22 protein-coding genes are annotated in these 22,430 nt (G+C 65.0%); 14 read left to right on the top strand and 8 right to left on the bottom strand.

Features of this window, described 5'->3' with window-relative positions; genetic code table 11:
- Positions 1-33: 33 nt before the first annotated feature.
- On the top strand, positions 34-1,071 hold the full coding sequence (locus P9255_RS05555; RefSeq protein ID WP_309765919.1) for a trypsin-like peptidase domain-containing protein: 1,038 nt from the start codon (positions 34-36) through the stop codon (positions 1,069-1,071).
- A 226-nt stretch (positions 1,072-1,297) separates the two neighbouring features.
- The gene (locus tag P9255_RS05550) at positions 1,298-1,465 is read left to right on the top strand and encodes a hypothetical protein (RefSeq protein ID WP_160174734.1); all 168 of its coding nucleotides are present in this window, start codon (positions 1,298-1,300) and stop codon (positions 1,463-1,465) included.
- 22 nt (positions 1,466-1,487) lie between these two features.
- Here P9255_RS05550 and P9255_RS05545 read toward each other — a convergent pair whose 3' ends face one another.
- Positions 1,488-1,760, bottom strand: coding sequence for a hypothetical protein (locus P9255_RS05545; RefSeq protein ID WP_309765918.1), 273 nt, complete (start codon positions 1,758-1,760; stop codon positions 1,488-1,490).
- Positions 1,761-2,111: 351 nt separating this feature from the next.
- On the opposite strand from P9255_RS05545, the gene P9255_RS05540 reads away from it, so the two are divergent.
- A complete protein-coding gene (locus tag P9255_RS05540; RefSeq protein ID WP_309765917.1) occupies positions 2,112-2,558 on the top strand; it encodes a hypothetical protein in 447 nt (148 codons plus the stop codon).
- A 537-nt stretch (positions 2,559-3,095) separates the two neighbouring features.
- Positions 3,096-4,019, top strand: a complete 924-nt coding sequence (locus tag P9255_RS05535) for a DMT family transporter (RefSeq protein ID WP_309765916.1) — start codon at positions 3,096-3,098, stop codon at positions 4,017-4,019.
- A 46-nt stretch (positions 4,020-4,065) separates the two neighbouring features.
- On the opposite strand, the gene P9255_RS05530 is transcribed toward P9255_RS05535, so the two are convergent.
- Positions 4,066-4,257 (bottom strand): helix-turn-helix domain-containing protein, encoded by a 192-nt coding sequence (locus P9255_RS05530; RefSeq protein WP_309765914.1) that lies wholly within the window; start codon positions 4,255-4,257, stop codon positions 4,066-4,068.
- 531 nt (positions 4,258-4,788) lie between these two features.
- On the opposite strand from P9255_RS05530, the gene P9255_RS05525 reads away from it, so the two are divergent.
- Positions 4,789-5,385: a phasin family protein gene (locus tag P9255_RS05525; RefSeq protein WP_309765913.1), complete on the top strand. Its 597-nt coding sequence runs from the start codon at positions 4,789-4,791 to the stop codon at positions 5,383-5,385.
- Between the two features lie 11 nt (positions 5,386-5,396).
- Here the strand turns inward: P9255_RS05525 and P9255_RS05520 are convergent, their stop codons facing one another.
- The gene (locus P9255_RS05520) at positions 5,397-5,756 is read right to left on the bottom strand and encodes a DOPA 4,5-dioxygenase family protein (RefSeq protein WP_309765912.1); all 360 of its coding nucleotides are present in this window, start codon (positions 5,754-5,756) and stop codon (positions 5,397-5,399) included.
- Between the two features lie 54 nt (positions 5,757-5,810).
- Positions 5,811-5,939, bottom strand: a complete 129-nt coding sequence (locus P9255_RS05515) for a hypothetical protein (protein WP_309765911.1) — start codon at positions 5,937-5,939, stop codon at positions 5,811-5,813.
- Positions 5,940-6,017: 78 nt separating this feature from the next.
- Between P9255_RS05515 and P9255_RS05510 the strand changes: the two genes are divergently transcribed.
- The 3 genes from P9255_RS05510 to P9255_RS05500 all read left to right on the top strand — a co-directional run bounded on the left by P9255_RS05510 (position 6,018) and on the right by P9255_RS05500 (position 9,739).
- Positions 6,018-8,327, top strand: coding sequence for an ATP-dependent DNA helicase (locus P9255_RS05510; RefSeq protein ID WP_309789231.1), 2,310 nt, complete (start codon positions 6,018-6,020; stop codon positions 8,325-8,327).
- Positions 8,328-8,384: 57 nt separating this feature from the next.
- Positions 8,385-8,909 carry a hemerythrin domain-containing protein gene (locus P9255_RS05505; protein ID WP_309765909.1) on the top strand — a complete coding sequence of 175 codons (525 nt, stop codon included), beginning with the start codon at positions 8,385-8,387 and terminating at the stop codon, positions 8,907-8,909.
- An 83-nt stretch (positions 8,910-8,992) separates the two neighbouring features.
- Positions 8,993-9,739, top strand: coding sequence for a 2OG-Fe(II) oxygenase (locus tag P9255_RS05500; protein WP_309765908.1), 747 nt, complete (start codon positions 8,993-8,995; stop codon positions 9,737-9,739).
- A gap of 17 nt (positions 9,740-9,756) precedes the next feature.
- Here the strand turns inward: P9255_RS05500 and ribA are convergent, their stop codons facing one another.
- Entirely contained in the window at positions 9,757-10,425 is a 669-nt protein-coding gene (ribA, locus tag P9255_RS05495; protein ID WP_309765907.1) for a GTP cyclohydrolase II, read from the bottom strand.
- Positions 10,426-10,561: 136 nt separating this feature from the next.
- Complete coding sequence (locus P9255_RS05490) at positions 10,562-11,257, bottom strand: NAD(P)-binding domain-containing protein (RefSeq protein ID WP_309789230.1); 696 nt, start codon at positions 11,255-11,257, stop codon at positions 10,562-10,564.
- Between the two features lie 184 nt (positions 11,258-11,441).
- Here P9255_RS05490 and ahpC point away from each other — a divergent pair, with 184 nt between their 5' ends.
- Positions 11,442-12,005 carry an alkyl hydroperoxide reductase subunit C gene (gene ahpC / locus P9255_RS05485; protein WP_309765905.1) on the top strand — a complete coding sequence of 188 codons (564 nt, stop codon included), beginning with the start codon at positions 11,442-11,444 and terminating at the stop codon, positions 12,003-12,005.
- Positions 12,006-12,148: 143 nt separating this feature from the next.
- Positions 12,149-13,723, top strand: a complete 1,575-nt coding sequence (ahpF, locus tag P9255_RS05480) for an alkyl hydroperoxide reductase subunit F (RefSeq protein WP_309789229.1) — start codon at positions 12,149-12,151, stop codon at positions 13,721-13,723.
- Between the two features lie 69 nt (positions 13,724-13,792).
- Here the strand turns inward: ahpF and P9255_RS05475 are convergent, their stop codons facing one another.
- Positions 13,793-15,022, bottom strand: coding sequence for a sensor histidine kinase (locus P9255_RS05475; RefSeq protein ID WP_309765903.1), 1,230 nt, complete (start codon positions 15,020-15,022; stop codon positions 13,793-13,795).
- A gap of 227 nt (positions 15,023-15,249) precedes the next feature.
- On the opposite strand from P9255_RS05475, the gene tam reads away from it, so the two are divergent.
- A complete protein-coding gene (tam, locus tag P9255_RS05470; RefSeq protein ID WP_309789228.1) occupies positions 15,250-16,020 on the top strand; it encodes a trans-aconitate 2-methyltransferase in 771 nt (256 codons plus the stop codon).
- 9 nt (positions 16,021-16,029) lie between these two features.
- Here the strand turns inward: tam and P9255_RS05465 are convergent, their stop codons facing one another.
- Complete coding sequence (locus P9255_RS05465) at positions 16,030-16,965, bottom strand: LysR family transcriptional regulator (RefSeq protein ID WP_309766773.1); 936 nt, start codon at positions 16,963-16,965, stop codon at positions 16,030-16,032.
- A gap of 154 nt (positions 16,966-17,119) precedes the next feature.
- Here P9255_RS05465 and P9255_RS05460 point away from each other — a divergent pair, with 154 nt between their 5' ends.
- From P9255_RS05460 to P9255_RS05450, 3 genes are all read left to right on the top strand, one after another.
- Complete coding sequence (locus P9255_RS05460) at positions 17,120-18,703, top strand: aldehyde dehydrogenase (NADP(+)) (RefSeq protein WP_309765901.1); 1,584 nt, start codon at positions 17,120-17,122, stop codon at positions 18,701-18,703.
- Positions 18,704-19,242: 539 nt separating this feature from the next.
- Positions 19,243-21,195, top strand: coding sequence for a zinc ribbon domain-containing protein (locus P9255_RS05455; protein ID WP_309765900.1), 1,953 nt, complete (start codon positions 19,243-19,245; stop codon positions 21,193-21,195).
- Between the two features lie 97 nt (positions 21,196-21,292).
- Positions 21,293-22,429: a TAXI family TRAP transporter solute-binding subunit gene (locus tag P9255_RS05450; RefSeq protein ID WP_404980258.1), complete on the top strand. Its 1,137-nt coding sequence runs from the start codon at positions 21,293-21,295 to the stop codon at positions 22,427-22,429.
- The last annotated feature ends 1 nt before the right edge of the window (position 22,430 follow it).

Genomic DNA, 22,430 nt, shown 5'->3' with positions numbered 1-22,430 from the left:
GCATGTCGGCTCTCAACCTTTCGGAGTCCGGACATGGGAAGCCGTCCTCGATTCATCGACGATCTTGCGCGCGGCTCGCAAGACGCCGCGCCAGATCGCACGTCCACGCCGCTCGACGACGCAGCGCTGCTCGATGCCTATTCCCGCACCGTCATAGGCGCGCTGGAACGCGTGCAGCAAGCCGTCGTGTTCATTTCGGTCGAACGCGAATTCGCCGATGCGCGCGGCACGCGGCGCGCGGCCGGCGGCACCGGTTCGGGCTTCATCTTCACGCCCGACGGCTATTTGCTGACCAATAGCCACGTCGTCCACGGCGCGACGCGCATCGGCGTGACACTCGGAGACGGCGCGCACTTCCATGCCGATCTCGTCGGCGACGATCCCGACAGCGATCTCGCGGTGCTGCGCATCGGTTCGCCCGAGCCGCTGCCGCACGTGGAACTTGGCGATTCGCACAGCCTGCGCGTCGGGCAAATCGCGATTGCCGTCGGCAACCCGCTCGGGCTTGCGCAAACGGTGACGACGGGCGTCGTGTCGGCGCTCGGGCGCTCGTTGCGGTCCAACTCGGGCCGCATGATCTACGACGTCATTCAGACCGATGCCGCGCTCAATCCCGGCAACTCGGGCGGGCCGCTCATCAACTCGGCGGGACAGGTGATCGGCGTGAACACCGCGATCATCTCGGGCGCGCAGGCCATCTCGTTCGCCACTGCAATCGACACGGCCAAGTGGGTCATCATGCAGATCTTCGCGCATGGGCGCGTGCGGCGGGCGTATATCGGCGTCGCCGGCACGACCGCGCCGGTTTCGCGGCGGGTGCAGCGCTTCTTCGGGCTGCCGGCATCGAGCGCCGTGCACGTGATGGAAGTCGTCAAGGGAAGCCCGGCCGCGTCGGGCGGGCTGCGCGCGGGCGACCGGATCGTCGCGGTGGATGACGTCGCCATCGATACCGTCGACGGCTTGCAGCGCACGCTCGATGCATCGCGAATCGATCGCGCGGTGAAGATCACGGTGCTGCGCGGGTCGCAGAAACAGGACCTCGAAGTCACGCCGGTCGAGCAGACAGGGTGATGTTTTTATCGGCATCACGAAGCACTCGAAATCGACGTGAAGCGATCAGGCCCACGGTTTGCGCTAAGGCAATTGTCTGGTGACTATGTGCGCTAACAGCCGGTCGGCATTGCGACTATCCGGCTTAATGAGGGAGCAGCAGGCGCACGAGCGGGTCACCGTTCGACCGGCCTGCCCTCCGGGGAAGGTCCCAAGGTCCATTGAGAACCGAGCAAAAGGGATTGCCATGACCAAGCACAAGACCAAGCTTTCGATGCCGCGCCGCCAGGCGTTCCGCTGCAGCGGCCAGCAACTCGACGCCATCATGCGATTCGCGGAAGAGCGCAAGTTCGACGAGCAGCCGCTGCAATGGGTCGTCGCGCAATACTGTCGCTCGCAAGCGAAGGCGGCCTGACTGCACCGCGCAAAACTTCGCGTCAACGCTCCGACAATATCCGCTGTTTAAGCACCCAGATCGCCGTCGGCACGGCGTAGTAGGCGCTGACGTTGCCGGTGACGAGCTTGCCGGTGAGTTGCACGCGCGCGTCTTCGGGCGGTTCGGCATCGACGATTTGCACCGTCGATACGTTCGACTGCGCACCCGCACCCGCGATGCAGAGAGGGCTTGCGAGCGCAAGCACCCACGCGCGACTCGTGGCCGCGTCTGCCTGGCGCGCAGCCTGTCGCGTGACCTTGCCTTCGAGCGTCACGATGTCGCCGTCGCTTGCGCATGGCGCTGCCCATGCGGAGCTCGCCCCTGCCATAATGAGCAGAACCCCCCACGCGCACGCTTTCGCTGTCATGCGAGCCTCGTAAAAAGCGCATTCGGGCCGACGCGCTGTGGTCTGAAAAGAAGCCCACACACTTTAGGCGATTGCCGATAGGGTCGCAACCCGGACAATTTTCGGAGGCGCGCTGCATTCGGGCATACGTGCGGGAACGCACGTTGCTGTCTCTTCTGATGATTCCAACACCGCGCACTCATGCGAGCGCCGCGTCGTTCGATCAGGGAATGGACGCTCGCATCGACGGTACGCGCATACACGCGGACGGAGACGACGATGAATCAGCCGACCAATCAGGTGATAGTGGGCGTATTTGCGTCCTATCGCGATGGACACGAGGCGCTGCGCGCGTTGCAACTTGCCGGGCTTTCACGCGACGACGCGCATCTTTACCGCGCCGGCCCCAACGACGTCGATTTCGACGCCTTTCCACTGCCCTCGCACGAAGAGGACGAGGCCGAGTACATCGCACATGGCGAGCATCAGGGCGTCATCGGCGCGCACAACCGCTTCGTTTCGCGCGAACCGCAGCCGCAACGGCCGCTCAGGCCCGCCGAAAACGATGAAGCCATTCGGCAGCGGACGCTGCTGGTCATTCGGATTACCGATGAAATCAAGCCCGGCGCGATCGGCGACATGCTGCACGAACATGGCGCCGTCGCCGTGAAGGATCCGGCCGGCCACTGGCGATTCTCGCCGTACAGGAAAGCCGCGCGAGCGTGAGCCGCCGCGCCGGGCGACCCGGTCAATGCATGCGCCGGGGCGCCCGCTCGTTGCCGAGGGCGTCCGTTTCCGCCGATGAATCGGTGTCGGCGGCTGCGGGCGCTTCGACTGCCTCTTCGTTCGCACGCCGCATCGCCTCTTGCGCCGACGCTGCCCTCAACGCGCGGCATTGCGCCGATCGCCGAAACGTCGCAAGCATGCGGACGACTTCACGTGGCCTCGTTCGCATCGCCGCCTCCGCTCAAGCGTTGAGAAACTACTTTAAGTGTAGGCAGCAAACCGCCGAAAACAAAGCCCGATGCGCGCATAATCCCGCGCAGCGTTGACGTTTTATTCGCACGCGCCGAGCGGCCGCCGCCGCGCCCCTGCGCCGTTTTGAACGAACCGTCTAGTTAATCGTGTGCGTCGTGACGCTCGCGCAACAATCGAAAAGTCCTTTACTGCTGCCTTGCCAGCAGCCTTCGATGTCCGCAGAATGGAAGCAACGGCTTAATTAAAGCCGTTTTTCATTCTTGGCAGCAGACGGGCGGACACTCGATGGCAACCCTGGAAGGCAAAGCGCGATTTCGAATCGATACGGATAGCACCGGCGCCGGCATCGCGATCATGGTCCTGACCACCGCCGCGTTCGCCGCAAGCGATTCCACCGTCAAGCTGATCGGCGCGGCTGTTCCCCTCGTCGCGTTGCTGTGGGTGCGGTATGTCTTTCAGATGATCGTGCTCGGCGTGTGGCAAGCGAGGCGCGGCCCTTTCAACCTTTTGCGCACCGGCAACGCCAAGCTGCAGATCGTTCGCGCCCTGCTGCTGCTCACCAATTCAGCCTGCACGTTCGCCGCGCTACGGTACTTGCCGCTTCCGGTCACCACATCGCTTGCGATGCTCGCGCCGCTCATCTCGACGCTGCTTGCCGCGCTCGTGCTGAAGGACCACGTCCCGCGCAGCAAGTGGGCGATGGTCGTGCTCGGCTTCATCGGCATGTTGCTGGTCGTGCGGCCGGGCGGCAGCGGATTCACCTGGACCGTCATTTTTCCGATTGCGTCGGCGACGACGTTCGCGTGCTTCCAGGTCGTATCGAGCCATCTGTCACGTGTGGACGATGCCGCCACGACGAATTTCCTGACGGCACTCGTCGCGACGATCGTGCTGTGCGTGCTTGTGTGGGCGGATCAGGCGCAACTGCTGCCTGAGCTCGCGCGCGTGAGTGCGGCAAGCTGGATGCTCGTCGCACTCATGGCCACGATGGCGACCGTCGGTCAATTGCTGATGCTTCAGGCGCTGCGACGCGCGCCGCTGTCGGTGCTGACGCCGTTTTCTTATGCGCAGCTCGCGTTCGCGACGTGCTTCAGCTGGCTGCTGTTCGGCCAGGCGCCCGACTCGTGGATGGCAATCGGCATGTGCGTCATCGCGGCGAGCGGCATCGGCACCGTGCTGATGCATGGCCGCAAGGCGGCAGCCGCGTGATGCAGGGCGCGCAGCCCGCACGACGCGAGGCACGCAGGGCCGCCCGTTAGCGCGATGCTTGCGCCGTCTGCGCCTGCCCCGTGCAGAGCCAGTGCACGTCAACATCAAGCGCGCGGGCGATGCGGTTGAAAGCGTGAAGCGGCGGGACGGTAATGCCGCGACGCCAGAACTGAACGTCGTCTTCGCTTACTTCGACCCATTTGGCTGCTTTGGCGGAACTGACGTTCGCGCGTTGCATCGCCCGGTCGAGCCGCGCGGCCATTGCGCGCCGCAGGGAATTATCGTCGTGACTGCGTTCAAGGTGTCCAATGGTTTGGGTATGTCGGCCCATCTGTTTCAACTCTCTCGATTTATCTATTCTGGCCGTTCAACGCCGGCTCGATTTTGCGCAACGAATCGTACGAAACAAGAATGACGAACGAATGACAGATGCCGTCTTCCGCGATTTCATGCGCTTGTTGCAGTGCGAGATTTTTTCAAGACGGGGTATCAGCGTCAAGTGGGGGTAGACCGGATGGCTCGCCTTTCGGCCTAAGTGTTTACCCGCTGCAAACGTAAAACACCTTGATTCACAAGGACTTATCGAACGCTCGTGCGCGCAGTTGCAACAGCTGAGTGCTGGGCGACCGAGGCGCGCCCTCTCGAGTCCGTTATTCGCATGAGGAAAATCGCCGATTAAAAAACGACGATTGACACGCGTGTCACTTTTCTCTAAAAATCGATTCCTCGCTGCGCCGCAAAATCCACCGCATATTTAAAGAGGCACTTCATGGAATCGAGCACGAGCAGTCTTGCGCCCGAAAATCTTCTCGCGTCGCAAAAGGCGGGATTGGACGTCACTTTCGGCCTGGCATCGCGCGCGGTCGAAGGCTTTGAAAAGCTGATCGATTTGAATGTGCGCACATTGAGAACGGCGCTGGCGGATCACCAGGACTACGTGACGAAGACTTTCTCCGTACGCGATCCCAAGGAATTCTTCGCGCTCCAGAACGCACAGTTCCAGGCCAACGCCCAGCGCACACAAGCGTACTGGCAGCAAGTCGCGGAACTCTCGACGGGCGTGCGCGGCGTGTACCTGCAGGCCGCGCAGGATCAGATCGAGAAATCGCAGCGCAACGTTCAGGCATTCGTCGACAGCATCGCGACCGGCGCACCGGGCAGCGAGGCTGTGGTGTCGGCGTGGAAACAGGCAATCGACGCGGCCACGCAATCCGCCAATTCAGCCTACGAAGCCGCCCGCACGGCGGCGCGCCAGGTCGTCGAAGCCGCCCGGGGCGATGCGGCGAGCGCCGCTCAGGCAGCCGATGCCGCCGCGCCGCCCGCTGTTCGCGTCGTATCGACGAAAGCGGCCGGCGCGAAGAAGTAAAACGCGGCGGGTTATCGTTCGAAGGCCGTGAGCACGAGTTCGTGCGAGCGGCCGATCCACACCGCCGAATCGCGATGATCGCGCAGGTCGTCGCCGGTATTCGGATGCATGAAAATATCGAGCGCGCCATGATTGACAGCCAGCCATTCGAGCATCGTGGTTAGCCGCTCGCTGCCGAATCCCAACTGAAACGACCACTGCGGATGCGGCCCGACCGGCCGTTCATGAAAGCGCCCCAGCCGCAATGCGCCGGCTTGCAAGTCGCTCGAAAAGCGCTGTTCGATGCGTTCCCTGAACCGCCATGCGGCGTCGCGGCTAGCGGCGTCGAAATAAACATGCGCGTGCCAACTGCTTATCGTGGGCGTTTCCATCGTTTCATCCGTGGGCAGCATGATCGAGACAGCGCCCATTCTAGCGAAAGGCCGCTAATACGCCCCGCCGCCGCTACTCGACGATGACCGGTTCGGCGACGCCCCGCCGCCTTCCGTCTGGCACCCGGCGAGCGGTCCAGCGAGCACGGCGACGACCGCCGCGACGATTATGGCGAGCTTCATGGCCTTCTCCCTAAAGCGTGACGACAAGCGCTAAACGCCCCGCCGGCTCACGATATTCCCCATGCTAGACTACTGTACATGCGTACAGTTACAGAACCCGCCTACACAGTCGCCGTGCGCGCGCTGTGCGAGTTCACCGCGAAGCAAGGCGACCTCGACCTTCGCTTCACGCCCACGCCCACGGCGCAGGAAGGCGTCGCGGGTCACGTGACCGTAACCGGGCGGCGGGCTGCGGGATATCAGAAGGAAATCGCGTTGTCGGAAGACTTCGGCCCGCTGCGCGTGCGTGGCCGGGCCGATGGCTACGATCCCGCATCGAACCGGCTCGAAGAAATCAAGACGCATCGCGGGAAGCTGGAGTCGATGCCGCCGAATCATCGGCATCTGCACTGGGCGCAGGCGCGCGTCTACGGGCATCTGATGTGCCGCAAGCTCGGGCTCGAATCCATCGAGATCGCGCTCGTTTACTTCGATATCGCCGCGCAGACGGAGACCGTGCTGACGGAAACGCAATCCGCCGATGCGCTCGGGGAACATTTCAACGCGCAATGCGAGCGGTTCATCGCGTGGGCCGAGCAGGAGGTGCAGCATCGGGCGGCGCGCGCTGCCTCGCTCACGGCCCTTGCGTTTCCGCATGCCACGTTCCGCCCCGGTCAGCGCACGCTCGCCGAAGGCGTGTATCGCGCGGCCGTGTCGGGGCGATGCCTCGTCGCTGAAGCGCCGACCGGCATCGGGAAAACGGTCGGCACGCTTTTTCCGTTGCTGAAGGCCTGGCCCGCGCAGCAGTTCGACAAGATCTTCTTCCTCACCGCGAAGAGCGCGGGCCGGCAACTCGCGCTCGATGCGCTCACGACGCTCGGCGCATCCGCGCAACGCCCGCTGCGGATCGTCGAACTCGTCGCGCGCGACAAGGCGTGCGAATACCCGGACCGCTCGTGTCACGGCGATTCCTGCCCGCTCGCCCGCGGCTTCTACGACCGTCTGCCCGCCGCACGCGCCGCCGCGCTGGGGCGCGCACAGTTGCATCGCGCGTCGATTGCGGAGGTGGCGCGGGAGCACGCGGTGTGTCCGTACTATCTGAGCCAGGAGTTGTCGCGCTGGGGCGATGTGATCGTCGGCGACTACAACTATTACTTCGACACGAGCGCGATGCTCTTCGCGCTCGCGGAGGCGAATCGCTGGCGCGTGGCCGTGCTCGTCGACGAAGCGCATAACCTTGTCGAACGCGCGCGCGCGATGTATTCCGCAACGCTCGATCAGGGCGCGTTCAACGCGATGCGCCGCGCCGCGCCGCCCGTGTTCAGGCGCACGCTGGCTCGCGTGGCGCGTGCGTTCAGCGAGACGAGCCGCGAGCAGAGCGCGGCGGGCATCGAATACGCGGCGCACGACGAGCCGCCCGCGAAACTGCTGAACGCGCTGGGTCAGGCGGTATCCGCAATGACCGAAACCCTCGCCGAGCAGCCGGACGTCTTCACGCCGGACGTGCTGCGCTTCTATTTCGACGCCGTGCAGTTCACGCGCATCGCGGAACGCTTCGGCCCGCATTCGATGTTCGACATCGCGCTGTCGGGCAAGCGCCGCGCCGTGTTCTGCCTGCGCAACGTGATTCCCGCGCCGCATCTCGCGCCCCGCTTCGCGCGCGCGCATACCGTCGCGCTGTTTTCCGCGACGCTTACGCCCGCCCACTTCTACGCCGACGTGCTCGGCCTGCCCGCGACGACCGTCCGCATCGACGTCGAAACGCCGTTCACCGCGGACCAGCTCGATGTGCGCGCGATCGCCCACGTATCGACGCGTTTTCGCGACCGCGAGCGTTCCGTGGACCGCATCGCCGACATGATCGCCGCGCAGTATCAGCGCGCGCCCGGCAACTATCTGAGCTTCTTCAGCAGCTTCGACTATTTGACGCAGGTGGCGTCGGCGGTGGCGGAGCGGCATCCATCAATTGTCTGCTGGCAGCAGTCGCGCGCGATGAGCGAGGCCGCGCAACAGGCGTTTCTCGCGCGCTTCGAGCCGGACGGGCGCGGCATCGGCTTCGCGGTGCTGGGCGGCGCGTTCGGCGAGGCGATCGACCTGCCGGGCACGCGGCTGATCGGCGCGTTCGTCGCGACGCTCGGACTGCCGCAACTGAATCCCGTGAACGAGCAGATGAAAGCGCGCATGCACGACGCGTTCGGCGAAGGCTATGCGTACACGTACCTGTTCCCCGGTTTGCAGAAGGTCGTGCAGGCGGCGGGGCGCGTGATTCGCGGTCCGCAAGACCGCGGCGTGCTGTTTCTCATCGACGATCGCTTCGCCCGCACCGAAGTGCGACGGCTCCTGCCTGCATGGTGGAACGTGAGCGTGATTCGCGAACCGGAGGACGCGGGCACTCTGCTTGCTGGATAACGGCACCCCAAAAAGCCTGCGGCGTGAAAAAGCCCAGGCCAAACATAAGGAGAAGCCATGTCCACCACCGATCAACCGCTTCGGCAACCGCAAGCGGGCGACGCGCTCGAAATCCTTGCCGCGGATCACCGCGCCGTCGAGCAGTTGTTCGACGCGTTCGACCGTGCGCCGAAAGACGATCTCGAACGCAAGTCGACGCTCGTGCAGCGTGCGTGCGAACTGCTGACCATTCATGCGATCGTCGAAGAGGAATTGCTCTACCCCGCCGCCCGCGAGGCGCTCGGCAAGGACGACGAGAAGATCGACGTCGAGGAAGCCTATGTCGAGCATTTCCTCGTGAAGACGCTGATCGAGAAGTTCACGCAACTGCGCGCTGGCGAGGAAGGTTTCGATGCGACGTTCCGCGTGCTGAAGGAAAACGTCACGCATCACGTCGAAGAAGAGGAATCCGAACTCTTCAAGGAAATCCGCAAGACCGGACTCGATCTGGTCAAGCTCGGCGAGAAGATCGAAGCGCGCAAGACCGAACTGCAGAACCGCATCACCGAAGTCGCGACGGGCACCACGGCGACGACGCACTGAATCAGACCGCAAGATCCGGGAGCGTGTGAGCCGCCGCCGTCGCGCAAAATGACGGCGAGACTTACACATCGACCGGAGCATTCATGAAAGCGACTGGCAACGCCCTCGCGTACGACGACGGCGCGGATATCGTCGAACGCGTCGATGCGCTCGACTGGGCGGGCATCGAAACGCAACTCGGCTTGCAGGGTTCGGCCGTTGCGCCGGGCGTGCTGTCGGGCGACGAATGCGCGGCGCTGGCCGCGTCCTATGACGACGACGCGTTGTTCCGCAGCCGCATCGTGATGGAGCGTCATAGTTTCGGACGCGGCGAATACAAGTACTTTGCTTATCCGCTGCCCGCGCTGCTCGACGATATCCGCGGCGCGGCATACGCGCATCTCGCGCCGATTGCGAATCGCTGGAACGAGGCGATGGGGATCGACACGCGGTTTGCACCGGACCACGCGGCATTCATCGAGCGATGTCATCGCGCGGGACAGACGCGCCCCACGCCGCTTCTCCTTCGCTACGTCCCCGGCGACTTCAACTGTCTGCACCAGGACTTATACGGCGAGCACGTGTTCCCGATCCAGATGGCGATTCTTCTGTCCGCGCCGGGACGCGAATTCACGGGCGGCGAGTTCGTGATGACGGAGCAGCGCCCGCGGATGCAATCTCGCGTTGAAGTGGTGCCGCTCACGCAAGGCGACGCGGTATTCTTCGCGGTGCATCAGCGGCCGGTGAACGGCACGCGCGGCGTGTATCGCGTGAACATGCGGCACGGTGTCAGCCGGTTGCGCTCGGGCCGGCGCCATATGCTCGGCGTGATCTTCCACGACGCGCGCTGAGACAGCCTGACGGGCGATTATTCGTTCTCTTCGAAGTAGTGCCCGAACCGCGCCTGCTTGGTCTTGATATAGCGCTCGTTCTCCTCGCGCATCGGAATGGCGAGCGCGACGCGCTCGCTGACCGGAATGTCATGGCGCAGCAGCGTATCGAACTTCGAGGGGTTATTGCTCATCAGCCGCACCGACTTCACTTCCATCGCGCGCAGGATGGCGGCGGCGGAATCGTATTCGCGGGCGTCGTCGGGCAGGCCGAGGTGCAGGTTCGCATCGACGGTATCGAGTCCCTGTTCCTGCAGCGCGTAAGCGCGAATCTTGTTCGCCAGGCCGATGCCGCGCCCTTCGTGCCCGCGCAGGTAAAGCAGAATGCCGCGATTCTCAGCGGCGATATAACGCAGCGCCAGATCGAGCTGCTCGCCGCAATCGCAGCGGTATGAGCCGAATACATCGCCGGTCACGCACTCCGAATGCAGCCGCGTGAGCACGGATTCGCCGTTGCTCACGTCGCCCATCACGAACGCAATGTGTTCGACATCCGTTTCCTTCACGCGATACACGTAAGAGCCGAAGGTGCCATAGCGCGTCGGAATGGTGGCGGTGGCGACCAGTTCGACGTCCGCGCATTCGGCGCATTCGCCGAATCGGTGATCATTATTCTGTACGTCAAGCGTTGGAGAAACGGTTTTCATAGTCAATCAGCGAGTCCATGACGCCGGGCGTGATCCGGCACGTCATGGTAAGGCCCATCGGGAAAGTTTGCAGATTGTCGCACGGCGCGCGTCCGCTTTACCCGTCGCCCGCTGATCGATGCGCTGTTGCGCCGATTCACGCCGGATTTTCGAAAGTGCCTGGACTGCTGTCGGTTGCGCGCCATTCCGGCTTGCGCACCGGATCGGCCTTTTGCAGGGCCGCGCGCAGGGCGGCGGCGTCCAGATCGGCGGTATAGACGGGCGTGGCGGGCTGCTGGCGCCAGGAGTCGTCGATCTCGCCGGCATCGACCGCATCGAAGCCGATCTCGTCGATCAGTTTCATCACCACGCTCTTCGCGCGATGATCGTCGCCCGCGACCGGCAGCGCGATGCGCCCCGCCGCGCCCGCCGGCTTGCCGTTCTTGCGCAGATGCGCCGCGTAGATATTGTTGAACGCCTTCACCACCGGACGCCCGATCTGCTGCTCGACCCAGCGGCTCTCCGGCATGCCTTTCTCAATCGGCTTGATACGCCCGTCGCGCTGCTGCGGATAGTAGTTGCCGGTATCGATCACGACGACGCTCGCCGGCACGCCCGCGAACAAGTCTTTCGGCAAATCGGGCACTTTCGCTTCCGGGATCGTCACGACGACGACTTCGGCGCCCTTCACCGCGTCACGCGCCTCGACGGCGGTCGCGCCGGTCGCGCGCTCCACGTCGCGCAGCGAATCCGGCCCGCGCGAATTGGCGATGTTCACGTCATGCCCGCATTGCGCGAAGCGCTCGGCGAGAACCTGTCCGATGTTTCCCGCTCCAATGATGCCGATCTTCATGAAACCCTCCGTGAGTTGTTGACGTTTCCGAAGCGCAAGCGCAGTGCCGCGGCCAGATGGCGCGACGAATCGACGCCATAGCCCAGATCAATTACAATGATAAAATCAATCCATTTTCAAGGATTGATAGTTTTAGTTCATACTTCACTTACTTCTTCAACACCACTCCAAGAGGAATCTGGTAATGCCGATCATCAACAGCCAAGTCAAGCCGTTCAAAGCAACCGCCTATCACAATGGCGACTTCGTGACCGTCACCGACGAAACCCTGAAGGGCAAGTGGTCCGTGTTCGTCTTCTATCCGGCCGACTTCACGTTCGTCTGCCCGACCGAACTCGGCGATCTGGCGGATCGTTACGAAGAATTCAAGAAGCTTGGCGTCGAAATCTACGGTGTGTCAACGGATACGCACTTCACGCACAAGGCATGGCACGACACGTCGGAAACCATCGCGAAGATTCAGTATCCGATGATCGGCGACCCGACGCTCGCGATCTCGCGCAACTTCGACGTGCTGATCGAGGAAGAAGGTCTGGCCCTGCGCGGCACGTTCGTGATCAACCCGGAAGGCGAGATCAAGCTGTGCGAAATCCACGACAACGGCATCGGCCGTGACGCGGGCGAACTGCTGCGCAAGGTGCAGGCTGCGCAATACGTCGCGGCACACCCGGGCGAAGTCTGCCCCGCCAAGTGGACGCCGGGCGCTGAAACGCTGACGCCGTCGCTCGACCTCATCGGCAAGATCTAAGTCTCGGTTCTCACAACGAGCATCCGGACCCGGCCGCGCTTCGCGGCGGGTTCACCCCCTACGCCTTCGGTACGGCGCTGTTGCGCCGCGCCGGAGCGCGTCGGTCAGAACGCAAAGAACAACGTCACGGAACGGACAACGCCATGCTGGACGCCAACCTCAAGAATCAGTTGAAAGCCTATCTGGAAAAGGTCACCCGGCCGATCGAGCTCGTCGCCTTCCTCGACGACAGCGACAAGTCGCACGAGCTCAAGAGCCTGCTCGACGAAATCGCTTCGCTGTCCCCGCGGATCAGCGTCGTCGAGAAAGGGGATGCCGCCGCGCGCCGTCCGTCGTTCACCATCGGCGAGCCGGGCAAGGCTGCGGGCATCCAGTTCGCGGGCATCCCGATGGGCCACGAATTCACGTCGCTCGTGCTGGCGCTGCTGCAGACCGGCGGCCACCCGATCAAGCTCGACGACTCGACCATCGAGCAGATTCGCAATCTCGATGGCGAATACCAGTTCGAAACGTATTTTTCGCTGTCGTGCCAGAACTGCCCGGAAGTCGTGCAGGCGCTGAACGTGATGGCGATCATCAACCCGCGCATCAAGCACGTCGCCATCGACGGCGCGCTGTTCCAGAACGAAGTCGAGGAACGCCAGGTCATGGCCGTGCCGACGATGTTCCTGAACGGCGAGAGCTTCGGCCAGGGCCGCATCGGCGTGAAGGAAATCCTTGCGAAGCTGGATAGCGGTTCGGCGGCTCGCGCAGCGAAGGAACTGGAGAAGAAGCCGGTGTTCGATGTGCTGATCGTTGGCGGCGGCCCCGCCGGTGCGGCAGCGGCCATCTACTCGGCGCGCAAGGGCATCGCCACCGGTGTCGTCGCGGAACGCTTCGGCGGCCAGGTGCTCGACACGATGGCGATCGAGAACTTCATCTCGGTGCAGGAAACGGAAGGACCGAAGTTCGCGACCGCGCTCGAGCAGCACGTCAAGAGTTATGAAGTCAACGTGATGGACGTGCAGCGCGCCGAGAAGCTGGTTCCGGGGCGCGTCAACGAAGTTCATCTCGCGAGCGGCGCGGTGCTGAAGGCGAAGACCATCATCCTCGCGACGGGCGCGCGCTGGCGCGAAATCAACGTGCCGGGCGAGCGCGAATATCGCGGGCGGGGCGTGGCTTACTGCCCGCACTGCGACGGTCCGCTCTTCAAGGGCAAGCGCGTCGCGGTGATCGGCGGCGGCAACTCGGGCGTCGAGGCGGCGATCGATCTGGCGGGCGTGGTATCGGCGGTGACGCTGATCGAATTCGGCGCGGAACTGCGTGCGGACGCGGTACTGCAGAAGAAGCTGCGCAGCCTGCCGAACGTGACCATCGTCACGAGCGCGCAGACGACGGAAATCACCGGCGACGGCAAGAAGGTCAACGGTCTGACCTACACCGACCGCGTGAACGGCGAAAGCCATCGCGTGGACCTGGAAGGCGTGTTCGTGCAAATCGGCCTCGTGCCGAACACCGAATGGCTGAAGGGCACGGTGGAGTTGTCGAAGCACGGCGAGATCATCGTCGATGCGAAGGGCGCGACGTCGCTGCCGGGCGTGTTCGCCGCGGGCGACGTGACGACCGTGCCGTTCAAGCAGATCGTGATCGCCGTGGGCGAAGGCGCGAAGGCATCGCTCGGCGCGTTCGACCACCTGATCCGCGCATCGGTGGAAGAGGAAGAAGCCGTGGCCGCGTAAGCGTCACCGGATGTGCTGCAAGAAGGGCGAACGGAGCAATCCGTTCGCCTTTTTCTTTGCCGGTGCAAGTCACGGCGCGCGGGAAGGCTTCGGCTCCAGCACGAGCGGGAACGTGACTTCGAACACGCTGCCATGCCCTTTCGACGACTGGAAGCGCAGCTCGCCGTCCAGCGTGCGCGACAGTTCCTTGACGATCGCAAGCCCTAGCCCCGCGCCGGGGATGTCGTCGGCGGCGGCGCGCTCGAATTCCTCGAACACGCGCTCCTGATCCGCTTCGCTGATGCCCACGCCGGTATCCGCGACGCGCAGACGCCAGCGATTATCCGGCGCGGCGCCGATCGTCAGCGCGATCTCGCCCGACGCCGTGTATTTGATGGCGTTCGACAGCAGGTTCAGCGCGACCTGCTTGACCTTCAGCCGGTTCGACACCACGCGGCCGAGGCTCGCGTCCAGATGCCCGATGAGCGCGAGCCCTTTGGCCTCGGCCGCGACGCGCGACGACTGCAACAGTTCGTCGTAGAGGCCGATCAGATCGAAGGACTCGACGGTGAGGATGGAGTCGTCGCCGAGCACCTTCGAGTATTCGACCATTTCGTCCACGAGCGTCGCCATGTCGCCGATCTGGCGATTCGCGAGCGCGAGCGCCGTGTCGCGCCGCGCGGGCGAGCGTCCGGCCAGTTGCAGCGCCGTCGAGAACACATTCAGGAAATTGCGCAAGTCGTGCGCGACGCGCCGCGTGATCTGCATGCGCGTCTCGTAGAGCTCGCTGATCAGCTTCTGCCGCAGCGTCAGTTCGTAATTCGCGTGCTCCAGCATGCCGGTGTAATCGTCGATCTTGCGATCGCGCTCGCTCACGGCTTCGCGAATCGACGTCAGCGTGACGAAGCTGATGACTTCGTCGGTCGTGAGGCGGGCGTGCTCTTCTTCGGCGCGCGACAGACCCTCGTGCGTCGCCGCATATTCGCCGATGGCCGACAGCAGCACCTGCCGGAATGCGTCGAGCTCGCGCACCAGTTCATCGATGCGATACCCCTGCTGCCAGCGCCACTGGCCGTGCCGCCGCGCGTCGGCTTCGAGCGTGCGTGCGCTGTCAACGGCGGTTCGCGATTCGAGCACGACGCAAATCTCTTCGAAGATGCTCGGCAAATGATCCGCAAGCTGGCGATACGTGAGCTGGTCCGCGTGTTCGACTTCGGAATCGCCGAACACGAGGTTCATCCATCGTTCGGTCAATTCCGTCTGCCGCTCACGCAGCGCGGTCACGAGACCGCTCATGCCGCCGGCTGGGGTGTCGCTCATGGGCGATTCTCCGATTGCTGTGCGCCGGAGACGGCGCGCATGACGCTGGTCTGACAGGCGACGTCACAGGTCGATTCGACCGCCTGCCGCTTGCAACACCACGGCAGTATAGGCCGGCGCCCGGCGCGCGGCGCATGTCCGAGTGTCCTGTTCGGGCATTCTTTTTCGAAGGCGGCGGCCCGGGCGGTATTATTTGCCCGATCACCCGCGAACGGCTGGAGCATTCGATGACGACACCTTCCGACTGGCAAGCGCAGCAGTACAGTCTTTTCGAAGCGGAACGCACGCGGCCGGTGCGCGATCTGTTGAACGGAGCGGAGGGCGCGCCCATCCGGACCGCCGTCGATCTGGGCTGCGGTCCCGGCAACTCGACCGAGACGCTCGTCGGTTTTGCGCCCGGGGCGAGCGTGATCGGCGTCAACAATTCGCAGGACATGATCGACGCGGCGCGCAAACGCATGCCCCACGTGGCGTTCGAACTGGCGGATATCGCCGCGTGGGACGGCGCGGGCCCATACGATCTGATTCTCGCCAATGCGTCGCTGCAGTGGGTGCGCGGCCACGACACGCTGCTGCCTCGCCTCGTCCACAAGCTCTCGCCCGGCGGACGCCTCGCGATCCAGATGCCCGACAACCTCGACGAGCCTGCTCACGCGCACATGCGCACAGTCGCGGCGCAAGCGCCGTGGCGGCAGCGGCTGCAAGGCGTGGAGCGCACGGCGCGCTTCTCCGCCGAGTGGTATTACCGGCTGCTGAAGCCTCATTGCGCGCGCGTCTGGCGAACGACGTATCACCACGCGCTCGAAGGTGGCGTCGATGCTGTCGTCGAATGGTTCAAGGGCAGCGCGCTGCGGCCGTTTCTGGCGAAGCTCGACGCCCTAGAACAGGAGGATTTCCTGAACCGCTACCGCTGTGCGCTGGCCTCCGCCTATACGGTGCTGGACGACGGCTGCGTGCTGCTGCCGTTTCCGCGCCTTTTCCTCGTCGCGACGCGATGACGCGCCCGTTCACTGCGGCCGGCCGGTCTCGCGCAGCATCTGCACGAACTGCCGCGCCGCCGGCGAAAGCGCCCCGCCCTTTCGCGTGACGACGCCGTACGTCTGCGATTTCGACTTCATCCGCACCGGCAGCACGCGCAGCATGCCGTGAGTTTCGAATACGCGCGCGACGCTCGCGGGGAGAATCGACACGAGTTCGGGACTCTCCTGCAGCAACGTGACGGTGACGAACGGCGATGCGGTCGAAATGGGATTGGCGGGCATCGGCAGGCCGGCAAGATCGAGTTCGCGCTCGAGCAGCGCGCTCATCGGCAGATAGCTCGGATACGTCACCCAGCGATGATTCGCCAGCTCCGCGAAGCCGATCTCGCCGGCCCCCGGCTCCGCGTGAATCCGTCCGACGACGACGCAAAGCGGCTCATCGGTGAGCGGCTGATAGTGATACTTCGACGGCTGATCCGATACGCTCGCGCGCCCGATCACCAGATCGACGCGGCCATCGTCCAGCATCACGAGCATGTTGGCGCTCGTGTCCTCGATGATTTCGATTGCGAGGTCCGGATGCTTCGCGTGCATCCTGTTCACGATCGGCGCGACGACGCCCGACACCGCGCCCATGATCGTGCCGACCGACAGCCGCCCGCCGGTGCCCGCGCGAATCTGCGCCACTTCCTGGCAGAGCGCGTTCAGATCGGCGGCGAGCACGCGCGCGTAACGAATGACGCAGCGGCCGAACGGATTCGGGATCAGCCCGCTTTTCGCGCGCTCGAAGAGCGGCGCTTCCAGCATGGATTCGAGTTCCGCGAGCGCCTTGCTCGCGGCGGACTGGGTCATCGCCATCGCGCTCGACGCCTTGTGCAGCGACTTGTGCTCGTCGAGCGCGATCAGCAGTTGCAACTGCTTCATGCGCAGCCGGGACATGAGAACATCGAGCGAATTCTTGATCATGCGACGCTGCCGGGTGATTCCAAAAAGCGATCATGCGATGGAAAGGTTTCACTATACAGGCGCGTGCCTCGAGCCGTATAGTCGGCATAGCGCCACGCTCGTCAGTCATCATACGAGTGGGCGATCCATTTCACGAGAAGGACGAGACATCATGCAACTCACAGGCAATCTGCTCATCGGCCAGCAATCCGTCTTCGGCGCGAACGGTTCCATCAAGGCCGTCAACGCATCGACCGGCGCGGCCATCGAACCGGCTTTCGGCGGCGCGACGCTCGACGACCTCGACCGCGCGTGCGCGCTCGCCTGGTCCGCATTCGACGTGTATCGCGAAACCGCGCCGGAAGCACGCGCGAAGTTCCTGGAAGCCATCGCCCAGAACATCCTCGATATCGGCGACGACCTGATCGAGCGCTGCATGATCGAAAGCGGCCTGCCGCGCCCGCGTCTCGAAGGCGAGCGCGGCCGCACGGTCGGCCAGTTGCGCATGTTCGCCGATGTCGTCCGCAACGGCGATTACCTCGGCGTGCGTATCGACCCGCCGCAGCCCGAGCGCAAGCCGCTGCCGCGCGTCGACCTGCGCCTGCGTTACATCGGCCTCGGCCCGGTCGCCGTCTTCGGCGCAAGCAACTTCCCGCTGGCGTTCTCCGTCGCGGGCGGCGATACGGCATCGGCGCTGGCCGCGGGTTGCCCCGTCATCGTGAAGGCGCACTCGGCGCATCCGGGCACGGCGGAACTCGTCGGCCGCGCGGTGCAGAAGGCTGTCAAGGATTGCGGCATGCCTGAAGGCACGTTCTCGCTGCTGTTCGACAGCGGCCGCGACATCGGCCAGGGTCTCGTCAAGGACAACCGCATCAAGGCAGCCGGCTTCACCGGTTCGCGCGGCGGCGGCACGGCGCTGATGAAGCTCGCCGCAGCTCGCACCGAGCCGATCCCGGTCTACGCGGAAATGAGCAGCATCAACCCGGTCGTGCTGTTCCCGAACGCGCTGAAGAACCGTGGCGAAGCCATCGGCAAGGCGTTCGTGCAATCGCTCGTGCTCGGCGCGGGCCAGTTCTGCACGAACCCCGGCCTCGTGCTGGCCATCGACGGTCCCGACCTCGACAAGTTCATCGAGGCGGCATCGGCGGCGCTGAAGGAAACCACGGCTCAGACGATGCTCACGCCGGGCATCCACAAGACCTACGAAAGCGCGATCGAAAAGGCCGGCTCGCACGCCGACGTGACGATCGCCGCGCGCGGTCTCGAAGCCAAGAGCGGCCATCAGGGCCAGTCGGCGCTGTTCGTGACGACGGCGGATGCGTTCCGCAAGAACCTCGAACTGCAGGAAGAGATATTCGGCGCATCGTCGCTCGTCGTGCGCTGCCCGGATCTGGCGTCGATGCGCGAGCTGATCGAATCGCTCGAAGGCCAGCTGACGTCGGCGCTGCACATCGACGAAGCCGATTACGCCGATGCCCGCAGCTTCCTGCCGGCGCTCGAACGCCGCACCGGCCGCATTCTCGTGAACGGCTTCGGCACCGGCGTGGAAGTCGGTCACGCGATGGTTCACGGCGGCCCGTACCCGTCAACGGCGGACGGCCGTTCGACCTCGGTCGGCAGCCTGGCGATCGATCGCTTCCTGCGCCCGGTGAGCTATCAGGACCTGCCGGAAGCGCTGCTGCCCGACGCGCTCAAGATCGACAATCCGCTGGGGCTGAATCGCCGTATCGACGGCAAGCTGCAACTGGCGAGCTGATCGAAGCACGGTCTCGCGGGACGCCCCTTCGGGGGCGTTTTTCGTTTGCGGGCTTTTGAAATTTATTTCGCCGCCCTAACTAACCACGCGCTGCGCCACGTGGCGGCCGCGTTGGCATCAGTGGGGTAGCGAGCGGCCCGGGAGCCTTGTCGGTTATCGGCTAAAGAATGGCGTCTCAAAACCGCCGCCCCGCGCAAAATGTCGCAATCAGACAGACTGAAGCGTGGCGCTGCGCGCATCGCCCGAACCGCAGCGAATCTGCGAATGGGCCACCGTCGCCGCGATCCGGCGCTTTCGCATCGGGACCGGGGCTGCGCGGCGGGTCGAGAACGCGGCCGCGCTCGCATCCGGACGCCCGAACCTAGGTGCGAAACGCAATTGACGTCCGGAAATGGTTGAACCATATTCGGATTTCGCTTCCCCACAGCGAGTTTTCGCACGGGGAACAATACGAAGGATTGCTGCGGCAGCCCCCGCGTTACCCGCGCGAGGCGACGCCGAAGCCACGTTATCGAATATGTCCTTCGAGGGCTTTTAGCATGACCACGCGTTTGACGTTTCCCGCATCCATGTTTTCCGTCGTCTGCCAGCGCTGCGGCAGCACGATGCGCAAGAGCGCCGACAGTTGCCCCAACTGCGGCGCGGACCGCAGCGCGGCCTTCGGCCACAAACGGGGCGCGGGAGACGCACGGCCGCGCACGAGCATGTTCGAGCAGCAGGCTTCCACGCCGTTCGCTTCGGCATCGGCGTCGGCATCCGGTCCGATCGATACCGGCGACGACGAAGCGCCGAACTCCGCCTGGACCGGACGCTGGGACCCGAAGCGCGCGAGCGAGCGCATCGCGCAGCGGGCGGCGGAACACCGGGCGAAGCGCGCCGAGGAATCCGCGCGCAACGCCTACGCGGACCCGAGCAACGATCCCGACGGCCTGCCCGGCTCCGGCAGCCGGGATCGCAGGAAGACGATCATCGCGGGCGCATGCGCGCTGGCGCTCGCCGCCGGGGCGATCGTCGTCCTGCGGCAGGCATCGGACGAGCAGCCCGTACCGCAGACCGAATCGAGCGCGTCCGGCGCCATCGACCCGAAATTCGGCGCATTCGGCCGCGGCGCAACCGATGCGCCCGCCGAATCCGCGCTTCCCGGCACCCCGAAGCCGCAAGCCCCGACGGCGCAGGACAGCGCCCGCGTCATCGCACCGGACGATCCGCTGTACGCCACGCGCATGGCGCTGGATCGGCGCGATCTGACGCAGGCGCGCGCCCGCATCAAGGCGCTGCCCGCGCAGCAGCAGACGCGTCCCGAATTCGATGCGCTCAAGGACGAACTGGCGAACCGCGAACTGCAACGCGACGCCGCGCTGCAACTGGCCCGCGCATGCGAGCGGACTTCCGCCTGGGCGTGCGTGCAGCAGAATGCGGCGGAGGCGCTGGCGCTCGACGGTAGCAACGCCGAGTCGCAGGCGATGCTCGAGCGCGTCATCACCCATGCAGGCTGGCTCGCGGCGACGCCGCAGGGCGCGAAAGCAGGCGCGGCGAACGCCGTCGACAACACGCCGAACCCCGCCGCCGCGACGGGCGCGGTGGCGGTCGCGCCGGCGCCCGCTCCCGTTCCGTCGCAGGCTCCGGCAAACGTTGCAACGGCGGCGCCTTCGGCGCCTTCTTCCTCGCCCGCAACCGCTGCACCGCCCGCAGCCGTCGCCGCCGCGAAGCCCGCGCCGGAACGGCACACGACGCCACGCGCGGCCAACGCCACCGCCGCTGCGGCGGCCGCACGGCAGGCCGCACTCGACGAAGCCCGCGCGGAGACCGGCTACTTGTCGCGCGCGGAAAAGATCGCACGTGCGCAGGCGGCCACGAACGCAGTCGTCGCCGCGACCATCCTTCCGCCGACGCCCGCGTTCGCCTCGGCCCCCGCCGTGACGGCGACCGCGCCTGCGAAACCGGCGACGACATCGGCCACGACATCGGCCACGACGACCGTCGAAAGCACAAAGCCTGCGCAAGCCGCGCAGGGGAACGGCCTCTATGTCGCCCCGAGCGCGCAGAACGGCATGTACGTGGCGCCGAGCGCGCCGACCGACATGTACGTCGCGCCCGCCGCGCCGAACGGCATGTATGTCGCGCCGACGCCGCGTCCCACTCCGTCGCCCGCGCCCGTACAACACACGACGCCTGCTGGCGGGCAATCGTCAGCGGCGCCGGCGGCGGCCCAGGCCCTCGCGCAGCCCGCCGTATCGCACGCGCCGCCGCTCCTGGCGACATCGAACACCGCGCCGGCCGTGAGGCCCGTGGCGACCGTGCAGACCGCCGTCGCCACCGCCACGCTCGCGCCGACGACGCCGGTCGCCGGTCCGGGCGCGCGGGCGGCGAGCACGTCGGCTGCATCGACCGTGACGGCGCGTTTCGACGCCGACAAGAGCGACGACGTCGAACGCGCGATCAAGCAATACGGCTGGAGCAACACGGACGCCGCGCCCAAACCCGCGCGCTAAGCCAGCCCGCGCAACCCGCGCATGACCGCCTTTCGCGCGATGCAGCCGCATCGCGCGTGTTTCGAAGAACCCGTCCAACTCGACTCAAGGGTCAATCATGGTCTCGACCAGTTTCATGCGCAATGCCGCGCGGGGTGCGCTCGCGCTCTGCGCCGTCATCGGGCTCGCCGGCGCGGCGAATCCGAGTTTCGCCGATCCCGTGCCGTACAAGATCACGACGGGCCAGGAACGCGGCACGTACATCCAGATCGGCCAGGACTTGTCGAAGTACGTCGCCGAGCCGGCGGGCATCGATCTCGAAGTGCTGCCGTCGAAGGGATCGGCGGAAAACGTGCAGCGCATGCGATATGAGCCGGGCGTGAAATTCGCGCTGGTGCAGTCGGACGTGTATCAGGCGTATCTCGACATGGCGAGTTCCGGCAACGCGGATGCGGGCAAGATCATCCAGCCGCTGCGGCTCATCATGCCGCTGTACGACGAGGAGATTTACTTCGTCGTGCGCTCGGATTCGCCGCTCAAGACCATCAACGAGATCAAGGGCAAGAACATCAGCGTCGGGCCGATCGGCAGCGGCACGGCGCAATCGGCGGAAACGCTTTACCGGCTGATGTTCGGCGAGCCGATTCCCGAGGCGAACGAGCAGCACTACAACAACGAAGACGCGCTCGCCAAGCTGATCGTGCGCAAGATCGACGTCGCGGTGATCGTCGCGGGCCAGCCCGCGAAGCTCTTTCAGGACATGAACCCGGAACTGCTGCAGCAGATCAAGCTGCTGCGGCTCGATCCGTCCGCTCCGGAGACGGCAAAGGCGAAGCAGACGTACTTCCCCGCGACCATCCGGACGACGAGCTATCCGAACTGGATTCAGGAAGACACGCCGACGCTCACCGTGAAGGCATTCCTCGTCACCTACGACTACGGCCTGCGCGGCACGGTCGGCGCGCTGTCGAAGTTCGCCGATTCCCTCTGCACGAACTTCGACACGCTGCAGGCAAGCGGTCATCCGAAGTGGAAGCAGGTACGGCTGGAGTTGCCGCCGCTCACGCGCGGCTGGAAGTACTATCCGCCGATGGAAAAGCACCTGCGCCAGTGCATCGCGCGGCGCACGGCAGCCGCGAAAGCGCAGGGCTCGGCGCAGACGGTGTCCACGCGCGGCACGGAAGCCGGCGCGCCCAGGAAGAAATCGACGTGCACCAGCCAGGAGAAACTGCTCCTGCTCTGCGACGACCAGTGAC

It is taken from the genome of Caballeronia sp. LZ019, assembly GCF_031450825.1.
In the GTDB taxonomy this organism is placed as follows: domain Bacteria; phylum Pseudomonadota; class Gammaproteobacteria; order Burkholderiales; family Burkholderiaceae; genus Caballeronia.
Note: the sequence above shows the minus strand (reverse complement) of the source record. Positions and strands in the feature narration are given on the sequence as shown.